The organism is Citrobacter amalonaticus (assembly GCF_018252635.1).
Taxonomy (GTDB): Bacteria; Pseudomonadota; Gammaproteobacteria; order Enterobacterales; family Enterobacteriaceae; genus Citrobacter_A; species Citrobacter_A amalonaticus_E.
On sequence record NZ_JAGTXM010000006.1, the window covers coordinates 107,680 to 129,022 of the forward strand.

Genomic DNA, 21,343 nt, shown 5'->3' on the forward strand with positions numbered 1-21,343 from the left:
GAAATACAAGGTGACGTATCGCCGTAGGCCTGATAAGCATAACGCCATCAGACAGAACGGTATGCCGGATGCCGCCTTCGCCTTATCCGGCCTGATTACCTAAACAAACGCTGTAACTCAGGGCTTACTCCCCAATGGCCAAATCGTTTAGCAAATGCTGCATCAGCAACGGGATGGGCCTGCCCGACGCCACGCTTCTTCCTCCTTCGCGCCACAGCGCTGTACCGCTGACGTCGAGATGCGCCCACGGAATAGTTGCCGGACAAAAATGATGCAGCAGCCAGGCCGCTGATGCGCTAATTGCCGCGTTGTTGGTCGGCGTATTGCACAAGTCGGCAATTGCGCTCTCCGTTTGTTTTTTCAGGCGTGCGTCCAGCGGCAAAGACCAGACTTCATCACCGCTCTGTTCACCGGCAAGGGTTAACGCCGCACGCAGCGCGCTATCCTGCGTCATCAGCCCGCTTAACTCATAACCCAGCGCTTTCACTACGGCGCCGGTCAGCGTTGCTAAGTCAATGATATAACGAGTCTCTTCGTGGCGCTGGCTGGTCCAGGCAATGGCGTCCGCAAGTACCAGTCGCCCTTCGGCATCAGTGTTGTTGATCTCCACCGTCATTCCGTTACAGGCGCGCGCTACGCCACCCGGCTGCATGGCGTCGGGGCCAATGGCGTTTTCCGCCAGCGCCAGCACGCCCATTACCCGGACCGGCAGCGCCAGCCCGGCAATGCTTAGCATCAGACCAAGCACGTTGGCCGCGCCGCACATGTCGTACTTCATGGTGTACATGCCCGCGCCTTCTTTCAGCCACAGACCGCCGGTGTCGAAAGTGATGCCTTTCCCGACATAGCTGCGCACCGGACCGCTATTGGCGCCATCGTAGTGAATCGCCAGCAGGCGGGGCGGGCGGCTGGAGCCTTTTCCCACCGCATGCAGCAAGCCAAGACCTTGCGCTACGATGGCCTGCTCGTCCAGCACTTCGCAGCGCAGGTCAGGGTGGGCAGCGCATAGACGTTGGGCCTCTTCGACAACGAACTGCGGCGTACATTGTTCGGATGGAATATCCGCCAGACGTCGGGCGGCGACCATGCCATTGGCAATCGCCTGCTGCTGACGAAAAATTTCCTCTAACGCCTCCTGCTGTTCGGGCAAACAAAGCGCGTCGATGTGGGAGAGACGCACTGTCGCGCTGTCTGCTGTTTTCAGTTGTAGATCATCAAGACGATAAACCTGATTGAACAGAAAACGCAGCACCTTAAGCAGCACGGTTTCGTGAATTTCGCGAACATCAATGATCACGCGAGGGCTGACCGGCGCGGCGAACAGTGGTCGCAATGCGTTCAGCAAACCGTCTGTCAGGTTGTCCTGCCACAGCGCTGACGGAATGAGGGTGATGCGTTTGAAAGGCGCGCAGCCAAAACAGGTATCCGTTATGTTACCTGTGGCACGCATTTCGTTTATCAGCGCCGTGTCCGGCAACTGTTGGCTTGTGGGCTGGGCGATCAGATGCGCGTTGGGTTGCGCCTCTGAAAGGGACTGAATCAACTGATATGTCAGCATTATTCTTCCTCTATAGGTGCACGGATCCGTGCCGCATAGGCCTGCATCCATGCCTCATCGACAGGCTGGTAATACGTCTTTTCGTGCCGACGTTCTGCAAGATAGACGGTGAGTGGGTGGTTGGCTGTGGCAACAGTAAATGAGAAGGTTTTGATATTGGTCGCCGCGCCAAACTCTCCCCGGTTATTCATGCAAACGACAGACAAATCGCCCACCCGGCCAAAGCGGGACATCAGGTTGTCCTCCAGTTCAAAAACCACTGAGTCCGCGGCCTGCTGCGGCGTCATGCCCTGTGCCATACGGCGAACGATTTCGTAACTGGTGCAGCCCTTCATCAGGTCTTCGCCCACGCCAGTGGCGGTTGCGGCACCGATTTGGCTGTCACAGTAGAAACCTGAGCCAATAATCGGTGAATCTCCCAGACGACCGCGTTTTTTCATAAACAGACCGCTGGTGGAGGTTGCGACGCTCATCGAACCCTGTGTGTCCAGTCCGATAATGCCGACAGTATCATGGCCGTCATAAGGACTCAGTCCTTTGTCCAGTGTCTCACGACAGCGCTTACGGTAGTGCTGGATGGCGCGGTCGGTAAGCATGGATTTTTCAGCAAACCCCTGACTTAACGCCCACTCGCGAGCGCCCTGGCCAACAAGCAGGCTGTTATAGCGCTGACGGCTCAGGGCATGCGCGACGCGTACCGGATTGGCGATATCCACGAGATTGCCCACGGCACCAAACGCCAGCGTATCGCCATCCATGAACGCGGCATCCAGTTCTACCTCACCATTTTCGGTTGGCAGTCCACCGTAGCCAACGGATTTGTACAATGGGAAGTCCTCAACTGCGGCAACGGCATCGACTACCGCACGGGTCGCCGGCTGGCCTGCTGCCAGTGCAGAAGCGGACTCCGTAACGCCTTCAAGCGCCATTCGCCAGGTAGCGATAATTCCCCACATGTTTTACTCCTGTTTAACGTTTGTACTCTCGTTTTGTGTCAGCGTGGCGATTTCCGCAGCGCGGTACTGTTTATCGACAATGCGCATGAATGGCAGATAAAGCATTGCTCCAATCAGTAAATTGATGATTTGCATGACGCTGCCGCTGAGATGACCTGTGACGATAAAACCACTGATAACCGGCGGTAATGTCCATGGAATAAACACCCCCGTGGTGACGGCAACGGCACCGATTTTCATTGCGACATACTGGATGGTGACTAATACCAAAGGCACCAGGTTGAACGGTATAAGCATGATGGGGTTCATGATCACCGGCAGGCCGAACAGAATGGGCTCGTTGATATTGAAAATCGATGCGCCGGCCCCCAGTCGGGCGACTTCCCGCATGTTTTTACTGCGGGCAAAAATCAGCATTGCGATGACCAGCGATAAGGTTGCGCCAGCGCCCCCCATCCAGATCATGTCAAAAAACTGCTCGGTGATAATATGCGGTGGCGTGACGCCCGCCTGAATGGCGGCGATGTTATCCGTTTGGTTCTCCATCCACAGTGGCCGGATAATGCCATTGATCATCGACCCGGAGTTAATCCCTACCGACCATAAAATCGTGATGCTGAAAACCGTCATCAGCGCGCCAAAATAGGAGGTGCCATAATGACGAACCGGCGTCGCCACCACGTCATAGATAAAACGGTGAATGGTCTGGTAGTGGGTATTTTCAAACAGGATGCGAATGATCAGCACCAGTATCATCACCAACAGCGCGGGGATCAACGCGGCAAACGATTCCTGTACGGCTGGTGGAACCCCTTCGGGCATTTTGATGACCAGCTTTTTGCGTTTCAGCCAGCAGAACAATTCAGTCCACAGCAACGAGCCTATCATCGCCACGAACAGCCCTTTAGTGCCGATCCACTCAACCGGTATCACAGTGATACCGCCATTTTCCGCAACTTTGATAAACGGCGTGAGGATCAGAAAGCTGACCAGTGCCAGTATGCCGCAGGAAATACGGTCTTCACCGTAGTGTTCCGCCAGACGGTAGGCGACCAGGAAACTGATGAATAGCGACATTGTTGAGAACACCGCGTTAAACGGGATCTCAATAATGCTGCTCCAGCTTTCGCCAAATGCGCCAGACATAAATTGTTGATACGCCTGGTTCGGAAAGGAGGAGATAACCAACAGAATGGAGCCGACAATAATAAACGGCATAAAGGAAACATAGGCGCCGCGGATCGCGCCCAGGTGACGCTGCTGCGCCGTTTTGGCCGCAAGCGGCATCAGTTTTGCTTCAAGAAATCCCAGAACATTGTTCATTGTGAACTCCGTACAAGATCGGATGAGAGTATTTATGGTATGCCAGAGGATTATCAGGGAAGCTCCGCACCTGAAAGGTGAGTCTGGTCACAATGTGTTCGCTGTATAAATATAAATCTCATATGATTAGTTATCTTTTTGCAGATAGGGTTTAGCGATGGAAATAAAACTGCATGCCAATGCCACCACCACACCACGCATCCGTCGTTACCTGCAACAATCGGATAAAAGCGACAGAGCGCTGGCCGCTGAGCTGGGAATTTCCGTCACCACGGTCAGGCGCTGGCGTCAACGTGAGCAGACTGCCGATCGGCAAACTACGCCGAAAGTAATACACAAAGCGATGAGACAAGAGCAGATCGGGCTGATTAACGGGCTGCGGGATGCTACCGGCGCGCCGCTGGATGAGCTTCTGTTGCTGGTTAATGAGGGACTGGGCATTCAGGTGTCCCGTGCGACGTTAAATCGTTATCTTAAACCTGCAGGGGTGATGCGTCAGAAGACGCCTTTGCAGGGGAAAAAGGCACTCAAAGCCGGACAGTTCCCGCATTGGCTTGAAGTACATCACCTCCCGCTTTCACTGCAGATGGAGGATGGCGGGGAGCATCATTTGCTCTGGGCTCGCGAACCGGTGAGCGGCTGGTGCTTTGCGCGGTTGTATGCAGGGATTTCGCCGCACCTGGTTATGACATGGCTGGATGCGCTGCTTACAGCCTGTCCGGTTGATATACAATCTATTGAGACTTTCTTTACTAACCCTCTCCTTGTTGGGCTGGAACAGGGGCTGACAGCACGAGGGATGACGTACAGAATAAACGGTAACGTGCAGAATGCTATCCAGGTCAACCTTCCGCTGGCGGCGATCGTGCCGCGGGTAAAGGACGTATCGGCAAGTCAACTGCTGGCAGAGATTTGCGAAAGTTATAATACCGGCAAGGCGCAGAAAAAACTGGGGGAGATGACGCCGCAGGCTTTTCTTGAAGCGATACGGCGGGGGTGATTAGCCGATGATTTCCAGCACCTGCTCCGGTGGACGGCCAATACGCGCCTGGCCGTTCGCTACCACAATGGGGCGTTCCATCAGTTTTGGATTATCCACCATCGCCTGAATCAGTTCTTCGTCACTCAGACTGCTGTCTGCCAGGTTGAGCGATGCGTAGAGATCTTCTTTCCGGCGCATCAGTTCCCGGGCGCTTTCCATACCCAGCATTTTCAACAGCTGACGCAGCGTTGCGGCATCTGCAGGCGTTTCCAGATATAGCACTACTTCGGGTTCCACGCCGTGCGATTGCAGCAGATTCAACGTTTCGCGACTCTTAGAGCAGCGCGGGTTATGGTAGATTTTTACAGCCTTTGACATGGTGAATCCTTTTTACATTTTCGTGTACGGCTTAAAGCGTTCCTGCAACTGGCGCAACTGGTCGATGCGCGCATCGTAACGCGCCTGCTGCTGGCTGCCCAGCTTCACTTGTGAACTGGCGCTGCTCAGTAACGAGATAGCTTGATCGAGGCGGCCCGCCAGCGCATACCCTTCCGCACGTGCGGCCAGTTCCTGATCGCGGTTATACAGCGCGGCTTCCGCCTGCGCCAGCAGATCCCAGCCGTTGGTGTCGTCTCTGTTATTAAACGTATAACGGTTGAGAATGGTTGCCGCTTCTTGTGGCTGACCGCCCTGTAGCAGAGCGTTCGCAAGGTTAAGTTGCAAAACCGGATTGGCTCGCAGATCTCGCGCCTTTTTCAGGCGGGCGATCGCGTCACCGGTTTTCTTTTGTCCAAGATCGATATCGGTGGCCAGATCCAGGTACCAGGCGTTATTGGGCTCTGCGGACAGCAGAGGTTGCAGCGCTTTGCGAGCCTCGTCGTATTTACTGGCTTCCATCGCCTGTAATGCCCGGCCATACTGCGCCGCGCGCTGTTGTCTGACGTTACCTTTTGCCCACTCGTCCAGCATGTCGCTGGTCAGTTGGTTTCGCCCGGAGTTATACATCCCCAGGGTTCGCGCTTTCGCCAGGTAGAAATCTTCAGAGGATTGCACAACCACCGGACGCATCTGGTTTGCGCGGTTGCGGGTATCTGAAAGACGACTTTCCGGCAGGGGGTGGGTCAGCAAAATTTCAGGCGGACGCGAGGAGTAACGCGCCTGGTCGAGCAGTTTTTCCAGGAAAGTCGGCATCGCCTGCGGATCGAATCCAGAACGTTGTAAAACCTGAATACCAATACGATCTGCTTCCTGTTCATTCTGCTGTGTGAAGCTAATCATTCCCTGACGCGATCCTGCCAGCGTACCGGTGAGCGCGGCCATTCCAGCCTGCGGGCTCGCCATCGCCAACAGAATGGAGCCTAACGCGCCTACCCACGTCAGCGGCGCGCTGCGTTTCTGATCTTCCATGGCGCGTGCAAGGTGGCGCTGAGTGACGTGTGAGATTTCGTGCGCCATAACCGAGGCAAGCTGGCTTTCATTATCGGAATAGCGAAACAGGGCAGAGTGCAGGACGACATTACCACCAAAAAAGGCAAAGGCGTTGATTTCGTCGTTATTAATCAAAAAGAAATGGAAGGGCGTCTTGACCGAATCCGCGTGTGAAACCAGACGCATACCTAACCCATTAATGTACTGAACCAGTAGCGGATCGTTAATCAGCGGCGCGCTGCCACGCAGCTGGCGTACATAATAATCACCCATCTGCATTTCCTGGCCGATGGAAAGCGTGCTTGCCGCCGAGGTTCCCATATCCGGCAAGCTGTCCGCGGAGTCTGCGAACGCGGGAGCCACCTGACTCAGGGTCAGCGCGGCAATGAGGGTAGCAACCAGGTTCTTCTTAAACTGCCTGAACATAACCTCTGTCCTGTTTTCTTTGAGATAGTCATTTGACCGATGCCGGGTCGTATCGTTCCGTGTCTGCCGACACAGGGCAGTGTAACGGCGAAATTTGTCGATGAATACCCTGCACAAATGACTTTTCAGTTTCCAGAATCAGCAATAAAAAGCGAAGTCTTTTTTGTGACATTTCGATACAATTCGGGATCGCAATCCCGCTATTGAGGTTCAGGGAAGGTTTTATGCTCGAAATGTTGATGCAATGGTATCGCCGTCGCTTTAGCGACCCCGAGGCGATTGCCTTGCTGGTTATTCTGGTCGCCGGATTTGGCATTCTTTTCTTTTTTAGCGGATTACTGGCGCCGCTACTGGTCGCCATTGTGCTGGCGTATCTGCTGGAATGGCCAACGGTGCGCCTTGAAGCCATCGGCTGCTCGCGCCGTTGGGCGACCTCTCTCGTGCTGATCGTGTTTGTCGGCATTTTGCTGTTAATGGCCTTTGTGGTGATGCCGGTGGCCTGGCAGCAGGGGATCTTATTGATTCGCGATATGCCTGGCATGCTGAACAAACTGTCGGATTTTGCCGCGACGCTCCCACGTCGTTATCCGGCCTTGATGGATGCAGGCATCATTGATGCGATGGCGGAAAACATGCGCACCCGCATGCTGACGATGGGCGACTCGGTGGTGAAATATTCGCTGGCCTCTTTGGTCGGCTTGCTGACCCTGGCGGTCTATCTGGTGCTTGTGCCGCTGATGGTGTTCTTTCTCGTCAAAGACAAAGAGCAGATGCTGAACGCCGTGCGTCGCGTGCTGCCGCGTAATCGCGGTCTGGCGGGACAGGTCTGGAAGGAGATGAATCAGCAAATCACCAACTATATTCGCGGTAAGGTGCTGGAGATGATAGTGGTGGGCGTGGCGACCTGGCTGGGCTTCCTGCTGTTTGGCCTCAACTACTCGCTGTTGCTGGCCGTGCTGGTGGGATTCTCCGTACTCATTCCCTATATCGGCGCTTTTGTGGTCACCATTCCTGTGGTGTGCGTGGCGCTGTTTCAGTTTGGTCTGGGGACCGAATTCTGGAGTTGTTTCGCCGTTTATTTGATTATCCAGGGCCTGGACGGCAACCTGCTGGTGCCCGTGCTGTTTTCTGAAGCGGTGAATTTGCATCCGCTGGTGATCATCCTGTCAGTAGTGATTTTTGGCGGTCTGTGGGGATTCTGGGGCGTTTTCTTCGCCATTCCACTGGCGACGTTAATCAAGGCCGTTGTTCATGCCTGGCCGGATGCGCAGGTCGTTGACGAGTCCTGATACGCTTATGTAACGAAGAAGGTTATACGCTGTCTGTAAGTCGACGCACGCTGGGCGAAAGCTAAAAGGTGTCGCGAGATAAAAAAGCATATGTGAAAGGGATGTTTGAACAGACAGCCGATTACCCGGCCTACACACGGTAGGCCGGACAGAATATTAGCCGTCATCCGACAGCGCGAAATCAGGCGTTGTCTTTCAGCCAGTTCAGCACCACATCGTGGTGATTGCTGGTTTTGAAATCATCGAAAACGTGTTCGACCTTTCCGTCAGCGTCAATCAGGAAGCTGATGCGATGGATCCCATCATAGGTTTTTCCCATAAAAGATTTCTCGCCCCAGACGCCAAACTGCTCACAGACCTGATGATCCTCGTCGGACAGCAGGGTAAAGTTAAGCAGCTCTTTTTCGGCAAAACGGGAAAGCTTTTCAGGCTTGTCAGTACTGATGCCCAGCACGTCTACGCCTGCTTTTTTCAGCTCATCCATGTTATCTCGCAAGCCACAGGCCTGAACGGTACAGCCTGGCGTCATGGCTTTCGGATAGAAATAGACCAGCACACGCTGTCCCTGGAAGTCGGTCAAATTTACTTGTTCTCCGTCTTGATCCGGCAAGCTAAATTTCGGTGCGATGTCACCGGCTTTCAGTGGATTCATTACTTAACTCCATCCTGTTCATCATGTTGTGAATAATTAACAACGTTAATACTGCCTTGTGCATTGAGTTCTGTACATAGGGCTTTAAAGGCCTGTTCAATATTTGCGGCATCATCCGACGCCGGACTGTGGGCGGTAATCTGGATGTATAACTGCGCCGCCTTATCATTTTCAGCAGGTTGCGTGCGCGAAACCAGTTCCGCAATATTCATTCGATGGCTATCAAACAGGGCCGTAAATCGTTCAATTAAATGTGGCGAATCCGGTACATCAACCTGAACCCATACCGTGGCCGGCATTGGCGGGCGGGGATGCGCCGTCGTACGCTTCATCACAATCAATAAATCCAGCTCTGCACCTTTCAACGGCAGGGTTGATTCGATCAGGGTGATAGCATTCCAGGTCCCTGACAGTAGCATGATAAATGTAAACTCATCGCCCAACATGGCCAGGCGACTGTCTTCGATATTACAGCCGCAACTGCTGACATGACGGGTGATCGTGTTCACAATTCCCGGGCGATCGGCACCCAGCGCAGTAATAACCAGGTAATGTTGCGATGAAGGTGTCAAACCTGTTCTTCCTTTGAGAGGTGGGGTAATCATAAGGAAAGCATAAAAAAAACCTGCATACAACAATCAGAAGGGCTCTCGTCGCTTGCTTTTATTGTCGTACCAAACGTAACATTGAGACACTTGTTTGCACAGAGGATGGCCCATGTTCACGGGAAGTATTGTCGCGCTTGTTACACCGATGGATGAAAAAGGTAATGTCTGCCGGTCAAGCCTGAAAAAACTGATTGATTATCATGTCGCCAGCGGCACCTCGGCGATCGTTTCTGTTGGCACTACCGGTGAGTCCGCCACGCTGAGTCATGACGAACATGGCGACGTGGTGATGATGACGCTGGAGCTGGCTGATGGGCGTATCCCGGTGATTGCCGGTACGGGCGCGAACGCGACCGCAGAAGCCATTAGTCTGACGCAGCGTTTCAATGACAGCGGGATTGTCGGCTGTCTGACGGTAACGCCTTACTACAACCGTCCGACTCAGGAAGGCCTGTTCCAGCATTTCAAAGCCATCGCGGAACATACTGACCTGCCACAAATTCTGTATAATGTGCCATCCCGCACCGGTTGCGATATGCTGCCGGAAACCGTTGGCCGTCTGGCGGAATTAAAAAATATTGTCGCAATTAAAGAGGCGACAGGGAACTTAAGTCGGGTTCACCAGATCAAAGAGCTGGTTTCAGATGATTTTCTGCTGCTCAGCGGCGATGACGCGACCGCGATGGACTTCATGCAGTTAGGCGGTCATGGCGTGATCTCCGTGACGTCTAACGTTGCGGCGCGTGATATGGCGGAAATGTGCAAACTGGCGGCGGAAGGGCGTTTTGCCGAGGCGCGTACCATTAACCAGCGCCTGATGCCGTTACATAACAAACTGTTTGTCGAACCCAACCCTATCCCGGTGAAATGGGCATGTAAGGCGTTGGGCCTTGTGGCGACCGATACGCTGCGCCTGCCGATGACACCGATCACGGACAATGGTCGTGAAATTGTCAAAGCGGCGCTCAAGCATGCCGGTTTGCTGTAAAGTTTAGGGAGATTTGATGGCTTACTCAGTACAAAAGTCGCGCCTGGCCAGGGTTGCGGGTGTTTCGCTTGTTTTGCTGCTCGCGGCCTGTAGTTCTGACTCGCGCTACAAGCGCCAGGTGAGTGGTGATGAATCCTATCTGGAAGCCGCACCGCTTGCTGAACTTCATGCGCCTGCCGGTATGATTCTGCCGGTGACCACGAGCGACTACAACATTCCGGTCACCAACGGCAGTGGTGCCGTAGGGAAAGCGCTGGATATCCGTCCACCGGCACAGCCGCTGGCGCTGGTTTCCGGGGCCCGAACCCAGTTCGCGGGTGATACCGCCACGCTGCTGGTGGAAAACGGGCGTGGAAATACGCTGTGGCCGCAGGTGGTCAGCGTGATTCAGTCTAAAAACTACACGATTGAAAAACGTGATGATGCCAGCCAGACGCTGACAACCGGTTGGGTTGACTGGAACCGTCTGGACGAAGACGAGCAGTACCGTGGCCGTTATCAAATCTCGGTTAAACCGCAGGGCTATCAGCAGGCGGTGATGGTGAAACTGGTCAACCTGGAACAGGCCGGTAAGCCTGTGGCGGATGCCGCTTCACTGCAGCGTTATAGCACTGAGATGATGAACGTGATTTCTGCTGGCCTCGATAAGACCGCGACTGACGCCGCGAATGCTGCGCAGAACCGTTCTGCTGCCACGATGGATGTGCAGAGCGCCGCCGATGACACCGGGTTACCGATGCTGGTGGTGCGTGGTCCATTCAACGTTGTCTGGCAGCGACTCCCGGCTGCGCTGGAGAAAGTCGGCATGAAAGTAACTGACAGCACCCGTTCGCAGGGGAGTATGGCCGTTACCTACAAACCGCTGTCCGATAGCGGCTGGCAGGAGCTGGGCGCTCGCGATCCAGGGCTCTCTTCCGGTGACTACAAACTGCAGGTCGGTGATTTAGACAACCGCAGCAGCTTGCAGTTTATCGATCCGAAGGGGCATACCCTGACGCAGAGCCAGAACGACGCGCTGGTTGCCATCTTCCAGGCAGCGTTTAGCAAGTAAAAAAACAGGGCTGGAGAAATCCGGCCCTTTTTATTTCCGTGCTACGCAAACGTGTGCGTGGCATAATATTCCCCGTTTTGAATACAAATGATCACACCCAGGAGTAATGAAGATGCAAAAGCAAGCTGAGTTGTATCGTGGTAAAGCGAAGACCGTATACAGCACGGAAAACCCGGACCTGTTGGTGCTCGAATTCCGCAATGATACGTCAGCAGGGGATGGTGCGCGCATTGAGCAGTTTGATCGTAAAGGCATGGTGAATAACAAGTTCAACCATTTCATCATGACCAAACTGGCCGAAGCGGGTATCCCGACGCAGATGGAGCGACTGCTCTCTGATACCGAATGCCTGGTGAAAAAGCTGGATATGGTGCCGGTCGAATGCGTGGTGCGTAACCGTGCGGCAGGCTCTCTGGTAAAACGCTTAGGGATTGAAGAGGGCATCGAACTGAATCCGCCGTTATTCGACCTGTTCCTGAAAAACGATGCAATGCATGACCCGATGGTCAACGATTCCTACTGCGAAACCTTTGGCTGGGTGAGCAAAGAGAATCTGGCACGAATGAAAGAGCTGACCTATAAAGCCAATGACGTGCTGAAAAAACTGTTCGATGACGCGGGGCTGATCCTTGTCGACTTCAAACTGGAGTTCGGTCTGTACAAAGGAGAAGTGGTCCTCGGTGATGAATTCTCTCCGGATGGCAGCCGTCTGTGGGATAAAGAGACGCTCGATAAAATGGACAAAGACCGTTTCCGTCAGAGTCTGGGTGGCCTGATTGAAGCCTATGAAACGGTGGCGCGTCGTCTGGGTGTGAATCTCGACTAACTTGCCTTTCGGGTCGGGGACGCTCTCCGGCCCGCTCTTCGCATTTCAATCGCGCTTTCCTGTGGTAATCTTCCGCTGAACCGCCTACGATCATCATCATAACGAATAGAGTGTTGAGGTGAGTATGCGCTGGCAAGGGCGTCGTGAAAGTGACAATGTGGAAGACAGGCGCAGTAACTCGGGCGGTGGCCCTTCTCTGGGCGGGCCAGGGTTTCGTCTGCCGAGTGGCAAAGGCGGGATTATTCTGCTCATCGTCGTGCTGGTTGCCGGGTATTACGGCGTCGATTTAACCGGACTGATGACGGGACAACCGGTCTCTCAGCAGCAGTCTCAGCGTTCCATCAGCCCAAATGAAGACGAAGCGGCAAAATTTACGTCGGTGATTCTGGCTACGACTGAAGACTCCTGGGGACAGCAGTTCGAAAAAATGGGACGCACCTACCAACCGCCTAAACTCGTGATGTACCGCGGGGCAACGCGTACCGGCTGCGGTACCGGGCAATCCATCATGGGGCCGTTTTATTGCCCGGCAGATAGCACGGTCTATATCGATCTCTCCTTCTACGATGACATGAAAGACAAACTGGGCGCAGACGGTGACTTCGCTCAGGGGTATGTGATTGCTCACGAAGTCGGTCATCACGTTCAGAAACTGCTGGGCATCGAGCCGAAAGTGCGTCAGATGCAGCAAAACGCTTCGCAGGCAGAAATCAACCAACTCTCTGTGCGTATGGAACTGCAGGCGGACTGCTTTGCCGGCGTCTGGGGAAACAGCATGCAGCAGCAGGGCGTACTGGAATCCGGCGATCTGGAAGAGGCGCTGAATGCCGCCGAAGCGATTGGCGACGATCGTCTCCAGCAGCAAAGTCAGGGGCGAGTCGTTCCGGACAGCTTCACTCACGGGACGTCAGAGCAGCGCTATCGTTGGTTTAAGCGTGGTTTCGATAGTGGCAACCCGGCGCAATGTAATACTTTTGGTAAAGGTTTTAACTTCTGAGGCAGGGATGTCTGGTCATACCGCGCTGAATGCGTTAACCGCGCAAATGACCCGGGAGGGGATTCGCCGTCTGCTGGTGCTGAGCGGCGAGGCGTCCTGGTGTCATGAACAAGTGCAACACCTGCGTGACGCATTGCCAGGGGACTGGTTGTGGGTTTCCCCTGATGCGCCAGCCGAACCAGCCTGCACGCCGCAGGCGCTGCAAACCTTACTGGGACGTGAATTCCGCCATGCCGTCTTCGACGCGCTGACCGGGTTTGATGCGGCGGCCTTTGCTGCCTTAAGCGGAACGCTACGTGCGGGCAGTTGGCTGGTATTACTCACACCGGCACTGACGCACTGGCATCACTGTCCTGATAATGATTCGCTGCGCTGGAGCGACTGCACACAACCTATTGCGACCCCTCATTTTATTCACCACATTCGTCGCCTCATCGCGGCGGATGAGCAGGTGTTGTGCTGGCAACAGTCGCAGCCGCCTGGCGTGCCGCATTTTCCAGAACGTCCCCACTGGCAGCCCGCAACCGGTGCGCCGCTACCGGAACAGGAAGCCATTCTGACGCAACTGCTGCAGATGGACGAAGGGATCGCCACGGTGACCGCCGCACGTGGTCGCGGGAAATCGGCACTGGCCGGTCAGTTGATTTCGCGTATTGTGGGCAACGCCATTGTGACCGCGCCGGCGAAGGCGGCAACAGACGTGCTGGCGCAGTTTGCTGGCGTCAACTTCCGCTTTATGGCGCCCGATACGCTGCTGAATACGGAGGTAGACGCCGACTGGCTGGTAGTGGATGAGGCGGCCGCGATCCCCGCACCGCTCCTCCAGCGTCTTGTTTCCCGCTTCCCGCGTACTTTACTGACAACGACGGTTCAGGGCTACGAAGGTACCGGACGCGGCTTTCTGTTGAAGTTTTGCGCCCGTTTTCCACATTTGCAGCGTTATGAACTGCAGCAACCCATCCGCTGGGCTCAGGGATGTCCGCTGGAGAAATGGGTCAGCGACGCGCTGGTTTTTGATGATGACCGTTTCGCGTCCACCCCGCAGGGCAGCATTGCGATGACACCTTTCGAACAGGATGCCTGGCGAACGCAACCGGAAATGCCGTTGGCGGTCTATCGGCTGCTTTCCGGGGCGCATTACCGCACCTCTCCGCTGGATCTCCGTCGAATGATGGATGCGCCAGGCCAGCATTTTTTCCGCGCCTCCTGTGATGGAGCGATCGTCGGGGCGCTCTGGCTGGTTGAGGAAGGCGGACTTGCTCCAGAACTCAGCCAGGCCGTCTGGGCGGGATTTCGGCGACCAAGAGGGAATCTTGTCGCGCAGTCGCTGGCAGCACATGGTGGCGATCCGCTGGCAGCCACCCTGACCGGTCGGCGAATCAGTCGTATTGCCGTTCATCCGGGGCGTCAGCGCGAGGGAATAGGGCAGAAATTGATCGCACAGGCCCAGGCAGCACACTGTGACTATCTTTCCGTAAGCTTTGGCTATACGCCTGAACTGTGGCGCTTCTGGCAGCGCTGTGGCTTTATCCTGGTGCGCGTCGGCAATCACAAGGAAGCCAGCAGCGGTTGCTATACCGCAATGGCGCTCTTACCGCTAAACGCGGCGGGCAGACGTCTGGCCGAATATGAGCATCACCGTTTACGTCGCGATGCCGACATTCTCGCGCAGTGGAATGGGGAGGCGATCCCGGTTGAGTCGCTGAAAGCGACTACGCTTAATGAAGATGACTGGCAGACGCTGGCGGGATTTGCTTTCGCACACCGCCCCTTGCTGACTTCTCTCGGTGCACTGAGCCGTCTGCTGGCAACCAGCGCGTTGCCGCTACCGGCGTTGCGGGGTAGCCTGCAAGCGCGTCCTGGCGATGCAGAGCTCTGTCTGAGGTTGCGCCTTTCAGGGCGCAAAGCGCTGTTGAAGCGTCAGCGGGAAGAGGCGGCGCAGGCGTTGGCCGCGTGGGATCCCGCGCGGACTGAGCATGACCGTGATCGCATTCTGCAATGGCAATTTTTTCACTAACTCCTTCAATTTTCTGGCATGGTCATTGCGATTGAGCAGCGTAGAATTAACGACATCAGTTAAGGAGATCGCCATGAAACATGACCATTTTGTTGTTCAAAGTCCGTCCCAACCTGCTCAACAGTTGTTGCTGCTGTTTCATGGCGTGGGCGATAACCCCGTCGCGATGGGCGAGATTGGTTCGTGGTTTGCCCCTCTTTTCCCGGACGCGCTGGTGGTCAGTATCGGCGGCGTTGAACCTAGTGGGCCGGCACCGGGTCGTCAGTGGTTTTCCGTGCAGGGCGTGACGGAAGAAAATCGTCAGGCACGGGTTGATGCGATCATGCCGGTGTTTATTGAAACCGTCCGCTACTGGCAAAAACAGAGCGGTGTCGGGGCAAATGCCACGGCGCTGATTGGCTTCTCTCAGGGGGCGATTATGGCGCTCGAGAGCATCAAAGCCGAGTCGGGTCTGGCGTCGCGGGTAATTGCCTTTAACGGACGCTACGCCAGCCTGCCGGAAACCGCATCGACTGCCACTACGATCCATTTGATCCACGGTGGTGAAGATCGGGTCATTGAGCTGTCGCATGCGGTAGCCGCCCAGGACGCGCTGTTAAGCGCGGGCGGGGATGTCACGCTGGATATTGTGGATGACCTCGGCCACGCGATTGACGACCGCAGCATGCAGTTTGCCCTCGATCATTTACGTTATACCGTGCCAAAGCACTACTTTGATGAAGCGCTTAGCGGCAGTACGCCAAACGATGATGACGTGATTGAGATGATCTAAAAGACAAGGCCGGAATGGGATAACCCCTCCGGCCTTTGGTTATTTCTTCGGTTGGTCTTTCTTCGGCCAATCGTCGTCGTCGTCCCACTTATCGTTGAAATCACGATGCGGCGGAAGTTCCGGTTTATTCGCGAGGAATTTTTTGTGGTCGACGCGTTTGAGATCTTTAATCACATTCAGCAGCACACCTACCAAAAACACCAGCACTAAAATCCACCAATATTTGGCCAGCCAGTCCATGCGCGTTACCTCTTGCAGGAATCTCGTCAGGCGACGAGTTGTTCCATAATACGTTGATACATACGGGCAAGCAGTTGCAGGTCGGCGGCGTTCACGCATTCATTGATTTTATGAATCGTGGCATTTACCGGACCGAGCTCTACGACTTGCGCCCCCATACGAGCGATAAACCGGCCATCAGACGTACCGCCCGTGGTCAGTAACTGCGGTTTAATTTCATTATAGTGCTCGATGGCGTTCACCACCGCATCCACAAGCTTCCCGCGATCGGTCAGGAACGGCTGTCCAGAGAGCCACCAGTCAACGGTATAGCGCAACTGATGTTTTTCGAGCAGTGCGTGCACCCGCGCTTTGATCATCTCGTCGGTCAGTTCAGTACTGAAACGGAAGTTGAACTGCACAAACAGTTCACCGGGGATGACGTTATTGCTACCGGTACCCGCCTGAACATTGGCAATCTGCATGCTGGTGGCCGGGAAAAATTCATTGCCCTGATCCCACTCAATATTCACCAGTTCATTGAGCATCTGCGCGGCGCGGTGTACCGGGTTATCCGCCAGATGCGGATAGGCGACATGCCCCTGCACACCATGAATGGTCAGGTTGCAGGTCAGCGAGCCGCGACGACCATTCTTCACCACGTCACCTACCACTTCGGTGCTTGAGGGTTCGCCGACCAGACAGTAATCCAGGCGCTCATTTCGCGCCATCAACGCCTCGACCACTTTCACCGTCCCGTTTTTCGCGCTGGCCTCTTCATCTGAGGTTACCAGAAACGCAAGTCGACCCTTATGGTTCGGGTGCTGAGCGACAAAGCGCTCCGCCGCCACCACCATGGCTGCCAGCGAACCTTTCATATCCGCCGCGCCGCGGCCAAACAGCATCCCGTCGCGAATGGTTGGCTCGAAAGGTGGGTTGATCCAGCGATCGGCATCGCCCGCCGGCACGACGTCGGTGTGACCGGCAAACGCCAGCGTTTCCCCCTGTCCGCGCCATGCCCAAAAATTCTGTGTATCCGCAAAATCCATGCGCTCAACGGTAAAACCGATCGCGCGCAGGCGTTCAATCATCAACGCCTGACATCCCGCATCATCCGGGCTCAGGGAAGGGCGGCGAATAAGCTGCTGTGTCAGCTCAATAACCGGGCACGACATAGACTACACCTCGTCAAAAAACTGCTGATAACTGGATTCACTAAAACCCAGCAGCATAGGCTTCCCGGGCGCACAGAGCAATGGGCGTTTGATGATCGCAGGCATTTCAGTCATTAATGCGGCGGCAGAGGCGGCATCCGTGATGTGATTGCGTGTGGTTTCATCCAGTTTTCGCCACGTCGTTCCACGGGTGTTGAGAAGTGATTCCCAACCTAATTCATTGATAAATGAAGTGAGAAGGGCGTTGTCCAGACCATCGACACGGTAATCGTGAAAACGATAATCTATGCCACGCGCTTCCAGCCAGCGGCGGGCCTTTTTAATGGTGTCGCAATTTTTAATGCCGTAGAGGGTAATCATCTGCATCCTTATTAACGTAAACTGATTATATAATCATCAATATCGTTACGTCCGATAATACATCTTGTCATTTAATCGTGATCGGTAAATATAACATTGTTGAAGTAATGTGAATAATAATTCCTGAATACATCAGATTTTTCTACTTAATCAAAATTCAGAATTTCACCCTTGCAGCCATCTGTTTTTTAATCGAAATTGAAGAAGTACCAGATAAGGTATGATTGTTTCGAATTATTGCTGTATGTCACATAAAATTTATGGGTACCGCGCCATAGTGATGACATCAACCCACACCCCGGAGGATGTAATCACAGCAATTGGTTAATTTGTCTTCACCAGGAGATAATGTTTTTGTAGAATACTCATAATAAAAAGTAGAGGTTGTTATGATTGAACGCGAACTGGGGAACTGGAAAGATTTTATCGAAGTAATGCTTCGCAAATAAATTTCTGGAAGGATGACCAAATAACAGAACATACCGTGTGAGATTCATCACACAGAAAGGGCGACCCGTTGGCAGGTCGCCTTTTTTTGTCTCTTACTCTGGACGCGGCTTAAGCGGGAAGCGGCGACGGACCAGTACGAAGAACAGCGGCACGAAGTAGATAGCCAACACTGTCGCTGAAATCATTCCCCCCATGACGCCCGTCCCGACGGCGTGTTGACCGCCGGAACCTGCACCGCTACTGATAGCCATCGGCAACACGCCGAAGATAAACGCTAACGACGTCATCAGAATCGGACGTAAACGCTGCCGACAGGCGTGCAACGTCGCATCCAGCAGATCGTGTCCTTTCTCGTTCATCTCATTGGCAAATTCAACGATCAGAATAGCGTTTTTCGCCGAAAGCCCAATGACCGTCAGCAGTCCGACCTGGAAATAGACATCGTTTTCCAGGCCGCGCATCCAGGTGGCGAGTAGCGCACCGATAACCCCGAGCGGCACCACCAGCATGACCGAGAACGGCACCGACCAACTTTCATACAGCGCGGCCAGGCACAGGAAGACCACTAACAGTGAGATGGCATACAGGGCTGGCGCTTGCGCTCCTGAGAGTCGTTCCTGATATGACATGGCGGTCCATTCCAGACCAAACCCGGTCGGCAACTGACGCACCAGCGACTCCATCACATCCATTGCCGTACCGGTACTCACGCCAGGCGCGGCTTCACCGACAATCTCAACGGCAGAATAGCCATTGTAGCGCTCCAGACGCGGAGAACCGGTCTCCCAGCGAGAAGTGGCGAAGGCGGAGAAAGGCACCATGCCGCCGCTGTTATTGCGTACGTACCACAGGTTGATATCGTCTGGCAGCATGCGGTATTTTGCTGCCGCCTGGACGTAAACCTTTTTCACGCGGCCACGGTCCATAAAGTCGTTGACGTAGCTCGACCCCCAGGCGGTCTGCAACGTATCGTTGATGTCGTCAATGGAAACGCCTAGCGCCTGTGCTTTACGTTGGTCGACATCAATTTGCAACTGAGGGCTGTCGTCCAGACCGTTGTGACGCACGCGGGTCAGGGCGCTATCCTGCGATGCCAGACGAATCAACTGGTCGCGTGCGGCCATTAAGGCGTCATGACCGGCACCGCCGTGATCCTGCAGTTCCATATCAAAGCCTGCGGAACTACCGAGACCGCTGATGGCTGGCGGACTGCTGGCAAACACACGCGCCTCTTTGATTTTGTTAAAGGCCTTCGTCGCACGTTCGATAATGGCAAACGAAGTTCCGGTGGTGGCGTCGCGTTCGCTCCAGTCTTTCAGACGTACAAACATACGCGCCACGTTCTGACCATTGCCTCCCGGGCCGGAACCGACCGTTGCAAAGACGGACTGGACGGTATCTTTTTCGTGAGTGGCGTAATATTTCTCAACTTCCTGCACTACTTTTAAGGTTTGCTGCTGCGTGGAGCCGCTCGGCAATTGAATCGACGTGGTAAACATGCCGCGGTCTTCCAGCGGCAGGAACGAGGTCGGCAGACGCAGGAACAGAACGACCATCGCGCCAAGCAGCAGCACATAAATCAGGATCCAGCGCAGGCTGCGATGCAGAATTTTGGCAACGCCTTTTTCGTAGCGTTCGGCATTACGGTTAAAGGTACGGTTAAACCAGCCGAAGAAACCGGTTTGCCCGTGTTGCTCGCCTTTGTGTAGCGGTTTCAGTAAGGTGGCGCACAGGGCAGGGGTGAGGATCATCGCCACCAGAACGGAAAGCACCATCGCCGCCACAATGGTGATGGAGAACTGACGGTAAATTGCTCCGGTGGTTCCGCCAAAGAAAGCCATCGGCACAAAGACAGCTGACAGCACCATCGCGATACCGACCAGCGCGCCCTGAATTTGCCCCATCGATTTTCGCGTCGCCTCGCGCGGCGTGAGACCCTCCTCACTCATAATACGCTCGACGTTTTCCACGACCACGATGGCGTCATCCACCAGCAGACCGATCGCCAGTACCATCGCGAACATGGTCAGGGTGTTGATGCTATAGCCGAAGGCATAGAGCACCGAAAACGTCCCCATCAGCACCACCGGTACCGCAATGGTGGGGATCAGCGTGGCGCGGAAATTTTGCAGGAACAGGTACATCACCAGGAACACCAGCGCGATGGCTTCCAGCAGCGTTTTCACCACGTCTTCAATAGAGGCTTTTACGAAGGAGGTGGTTTCATAGGCCACCTTGTATTCCAGACCGTGCGGGAAGTATTGCGCCAGCTCATCCAGGCGCTTAATCACCTGGGTTGCGGTGGCCATTTCGTTGGCCCCTGATGCCAGTTTTACCCCAAGGCCGGAAGCCGCATTGCCATTGAAGCGGCTGAGATAGTCATACTTCTCAGCCCCCATCTCGACGGTGGCGACATCGCCCAAGGTCACTTCTGAACCATCCTGATTGACGCGTAGCGTGATGTCACGAAACTGTTCCGGCGTTTGCAACAGCGACTGGGCGTTAATGGTGGCGTTCAGCGCCTGGGTATCAATAGAAGGGGTTCCACCAAGCTGTCCGACGGCGATCTGCGCGTTCTGTGACTCAATGGCGTTGGTGACATCTTTCGCGGTCATCTGGAAACTGTTGAGCTTCGCCGGATCCAGCCAGATGCGCATCGAGTATTGCGAGCCGTAGGCATCGATATCGCCGACGCCGTTCACGCGGCTAAGGGGATCCTGAATATTACTGGCAACGTAGTCCGCAATATCCTGCTTATCCATCGAACCGTCCGTGGAGACAAAGGCAATCGTCAGGATGTTGGTATCCCCGGTCTTACGGACCGTTACGCCCTGATTCTGTACCGCCTGCGGCAGCTTACGCATCGCTGACTGCAACTGATTCTGGACCTGCTGTACGGCTTCATCTGGGTCGGTGCCGGCAACGAAGCTCAGCGTCACCGACGCTTGTCCGGTACCGCTGCTTTGCGATGACATGTACATCAGATTATCGAGGCCGGTCATGTTCTGCTCAATGACCTGGGTGACGGTATTTTCCAGCGTTTGGGCGGAGGCCCCGGGATAGTTTGCCGTAATGCGCACGTTTGGCGGCGCCAGATCCGGATATTGTTCCACTGGCAAAGAGAAAATAGCCAGGGTACCTGTCAGACACAACAGGATAGCCAGCACCCAGGCAAAGATGGGGCGATCGATAAAGAAATTCGCCATCAGAAAGAGGACCTCATTATTCTACATATCTTTATAGGTATGACTTGCTTCACTGTAGCG

At 54.7% G+C, this 21,343-nt stretch carries 20 protein-coding genes; 9 read left to right on the top strand and 11 right to left on the bottom strand.

The genetic code is table 11. The annotated features are described in order from the left end of the window. Positions 1-124: 124 nt before the first annotated feature. From KE671_RS18125 to celB, 3 genes are read right to left on the bottom strand one after another with little or no spacing between them, the layout of a single operon-like run. Positions 125-1,558, bottom strand: coding sequence for a leucyl aminopeptidase family protein (locus tag KE671_RS18125; protein WP_206164437.1), 1,434 nt, complete (start codon positions 1,556-1,558; stop codon positions 125-127). Then, positions 1,558-2,514, bottom strand: a complete 957-nt coding sequence (locus KE671_RS18130) for a N(4)-(beta-N-acetylglucosaminyl)-L-asparaginase (RefSeq protein ID WP_206164436.1) — start codon at positions 2,512-2,514, stop codon at positions 1,558-1,560. Before KE671_RS18130 ends, KE671_RS18125 begins: the two co-directional genes overlap by 1 nt. Positions 2,515-2,517: 3 nt before the next feature. Next, positions 2,518-3,837, bottom strand: a complete 1,320-nt coding sequence (gene celB / locus KE671_RS18135) for a PTS cellobiose transporter subunit IIC (RefSeq protein WP_206164435.1) — start codon at positions 3,835-3,837, stop codon at positions 2,518-2,520. A gap of 157 nt (positions 3,838-3,994) precedes the next feature. Between celB and KE671_RS18140 the strand changes: the two genes are divergently transcribed. After that, on the top strand, positions 3,995-4,837 hold the full coding sequence (locus KE671_RS18140) for a helix-turn-helix domain-containing protein (protein ID WP_206164434.1): 843 nt from the start codon (positions 3,995-3,997) through the stop codon (positions 4,835-4,837). Here KE671_RS18140 and arsC read toward each other — a convergent pair whose 3' ends face one another. After that, positions 4,838-5,197, bottom strand: a complete 360-nt coding sequence (arsC, locus tag KE671_RS18145) for an arsenate reductase (glutaredoxin) (RefSeq protein ID WP_206164433.1) — start codon at positions 5,195-5,197, stop codon at positions 4,838-4,840. Positions 5,198-5,209: 12 nt separating this feature from the next. Beyond that, on the bottom strand, positions 5,210-6,673 hold the full coding sequence (gene bepA / locus KE671_RS18150; protein WP_206164432.1) for a beta-barrel assembly-enhancing protease: 1,464 nt from the start codon (positions 6,671-6,673) through the stop codon (positions 5,210-5,212). Between the two features lie 224 nt (positions 6,674-6,897). On the opposite strand from bepA, the gene KE671_RS18155 reads away from it, so the two are divergent. Next, positions 6,898-7,962: an AI-2E family transporter gene (locus tag KE671_RS18155; RefSeq protein WP_206164431.1), complete on the top strand. Its 1,065-nt coding sequence runs from the start codon at positions 6,898-6,900 to the stop codon at positions 7,960-7,962. Positions 7,963-8,143: 181 nt separating this feature from the next. On the opposite strand, the gene bcp is transcribed toward KE671_RS18155, so the two are convergent. Beyond that, positions 8,144-8,614 carry a thioredoxin-dependent thiol peroxidase gene (bcp, locus tag KE671_RS18160; protein ID WP_206164430.1) on the bottom strand — a complete coding sequence of 157 codons (471 nt, stop codon included), beginning with the start codon at positions 8,612-8,614 and terminating at the stop codon, positions 8,144-8,146. Further along, entirely contained in the window at positions 8,614-9,186 is a 573-nt protein-coding gene (locus KE671_RS18165) for a glycine cleavage system transcriptional repressor (RefSeq protein ID WP_206164503.1), read from the bottom strand. Before KE671_RS18165 ends, bcp begins: the two co-directional genes overlap by 1 nt. 145 nt (positions 9,187-9,331) lie before the next feature. Between KE671_RS18165 and dapA the strand changes: the two genes are divergently transcribed. The 6 genes from dapA to ypfH all read left to right on the top strand — a co-directional run bounded on the left by dapA (position 9,332) and on the right by ypfH (position 15,873). Beyond that, positions 9,332-10,210, top strand: a complete 879-nt coding sequence (dapA, locus tag KE671_RS18170) for a 4-hydroxy-tetrahydrodipicolinate synthase (protein WP_042999861.1) — start codon at positions 9,332-9,334, stop codon at positions 10,208-10,210. Between the two features lie 16 nt (positions 10,211-10,226). Next, a complete protein-coding gene (gene bamC / locus KE671_RS18175; RefSeq protein WP_042999862.1) occupies positions 10,227-11,261 on the top strand; it encodes an outer membrane protein assembly factor BamC in 1,035 nt (344 codons plus the stop codon). A 112-nt stretch (positions 11,262-11,373) separates the two neighbouring features. Next, positions 11,374-12,087 (top strand): phosphoribosylaminoimidazolesuccinocarboxamide synthase, encoded by a 714-nt coding sequence (purC, locus tag KE671_RS18180; protein ID WP_042290911.1) that lies wholly within the window; start codon positions 11,374-11,376, stop codon positions 12,085-12,087. 124 nt (positions 12,088-12,211) lie between these two features. Then, complete coding sequence (gene ypfJ, locus KE671_RS18185) at positions 12,212-13,084, top strand: KPN_02809 family neutral zinc metallopeptidase (protein WP_206164429.1); 873 nt, start codon at positions 12,212-12,214, stop codon at positions 13,082-13,084. Between the two features lie 7 nt (positions 13,085-13,091). Further along, positions 13,092-15,101, top strand: coding sequence for a tRNA(Met) cytidine acetyltransferase TmcA (locus tag KE671_RS18190; protein WP_206164428.1), 2,010 nt, complete (start codon positions 13,092-13,094; stop codon positions 15,099-15,101). Between the two features lie 73 nt (positions 15,102-15,174). Then, entirely contained in the window at positions 15,175-15,873 is a 699-nt protein-coding gene (gene ypfH, locus KE671_RS18195; RefSeq protein WP_206164427.1) for an esterase, read from the top strand. A 39-nt stretch (positions 15,874-15,912) separates the two neighbouring features. Here ypfH and KE671_RS18200 read toward each other — a convergent pair whose 3' ends face one another. Genes KE671_RS18200 through KE671_RS18210 form a run of 3 tightly spaced genes read right to left on the bottom strand, consistent with a single transcriptional unit; the run spans position 15,913 to position 17,627 of the window. After that, positions 15,913-16,113, bottom strand: coding sequence for a YpfN family protein (locus KE671_RS18200; protein WP_012906607.1), 201 nt, complete (start codon positions 16,111-16,113; stop codon positions 15,913-15,915). A gap of 26 nt (positions 16,114-16,139) precedes the next feature. After that, positions 16,140-17,267, bottom strand: a complete 1,128-nt coding sequence (gene dapE / locus KE671_RS18205; protein ID WP_206164426.1) for a succinyl-diaminopimelate desuccinylase — start codon at positions 17,265-17,267, stop codon at positions 16,140-16,142. A 3-nt stretch (positions 17,268-17,270) separates the two neighbouring features. After that, entirely contained in the window at positions 17,271-17,627 is a 357-nt protein-coding gene (locus KE671_RS18210) for an ArsC family reductase (RefSeq protein ID WP_206164425.1), read from the bottom strand. A 389-nt stretch (positions 17,628-18,016) separates the two neighbouring features. Here KE671_RS18210 and ypfM point away from each other — a divergent pair, with 389 nt between their 5' ends. Further along, the gene (gene ypfM, locus KE671_RS18215) at positions 18,017-18,076 is read left to right on the top strand and encodes a protein YpfM (protein ID WP_001386977.1); all 60 of its coding nucleotides are present in this window, start codon (positions 18,017-18,019) and stop codon (positions 18,074-18,076) included. A 93-nt stretch (positions 18,077-18,169) separates the two neighbouring features. On the opposite strand, the gene acrD is transcribed toward ypfM, so the two are convergent. Beyond that, positions 18,170-21,283 (bottom strand): multidrug efflux RND transporter permease AcrD, encoded by a 3,114-nt coding sequence (acrD, locus tag KE671_RS18220; protein WP_206164424.1) that lies wholly within the window; start codon positions 21,281-21,283, stop codon positions 18,170-18,172. Positions 21,284-21,343 lie beyond the last annotated feature (60 nt).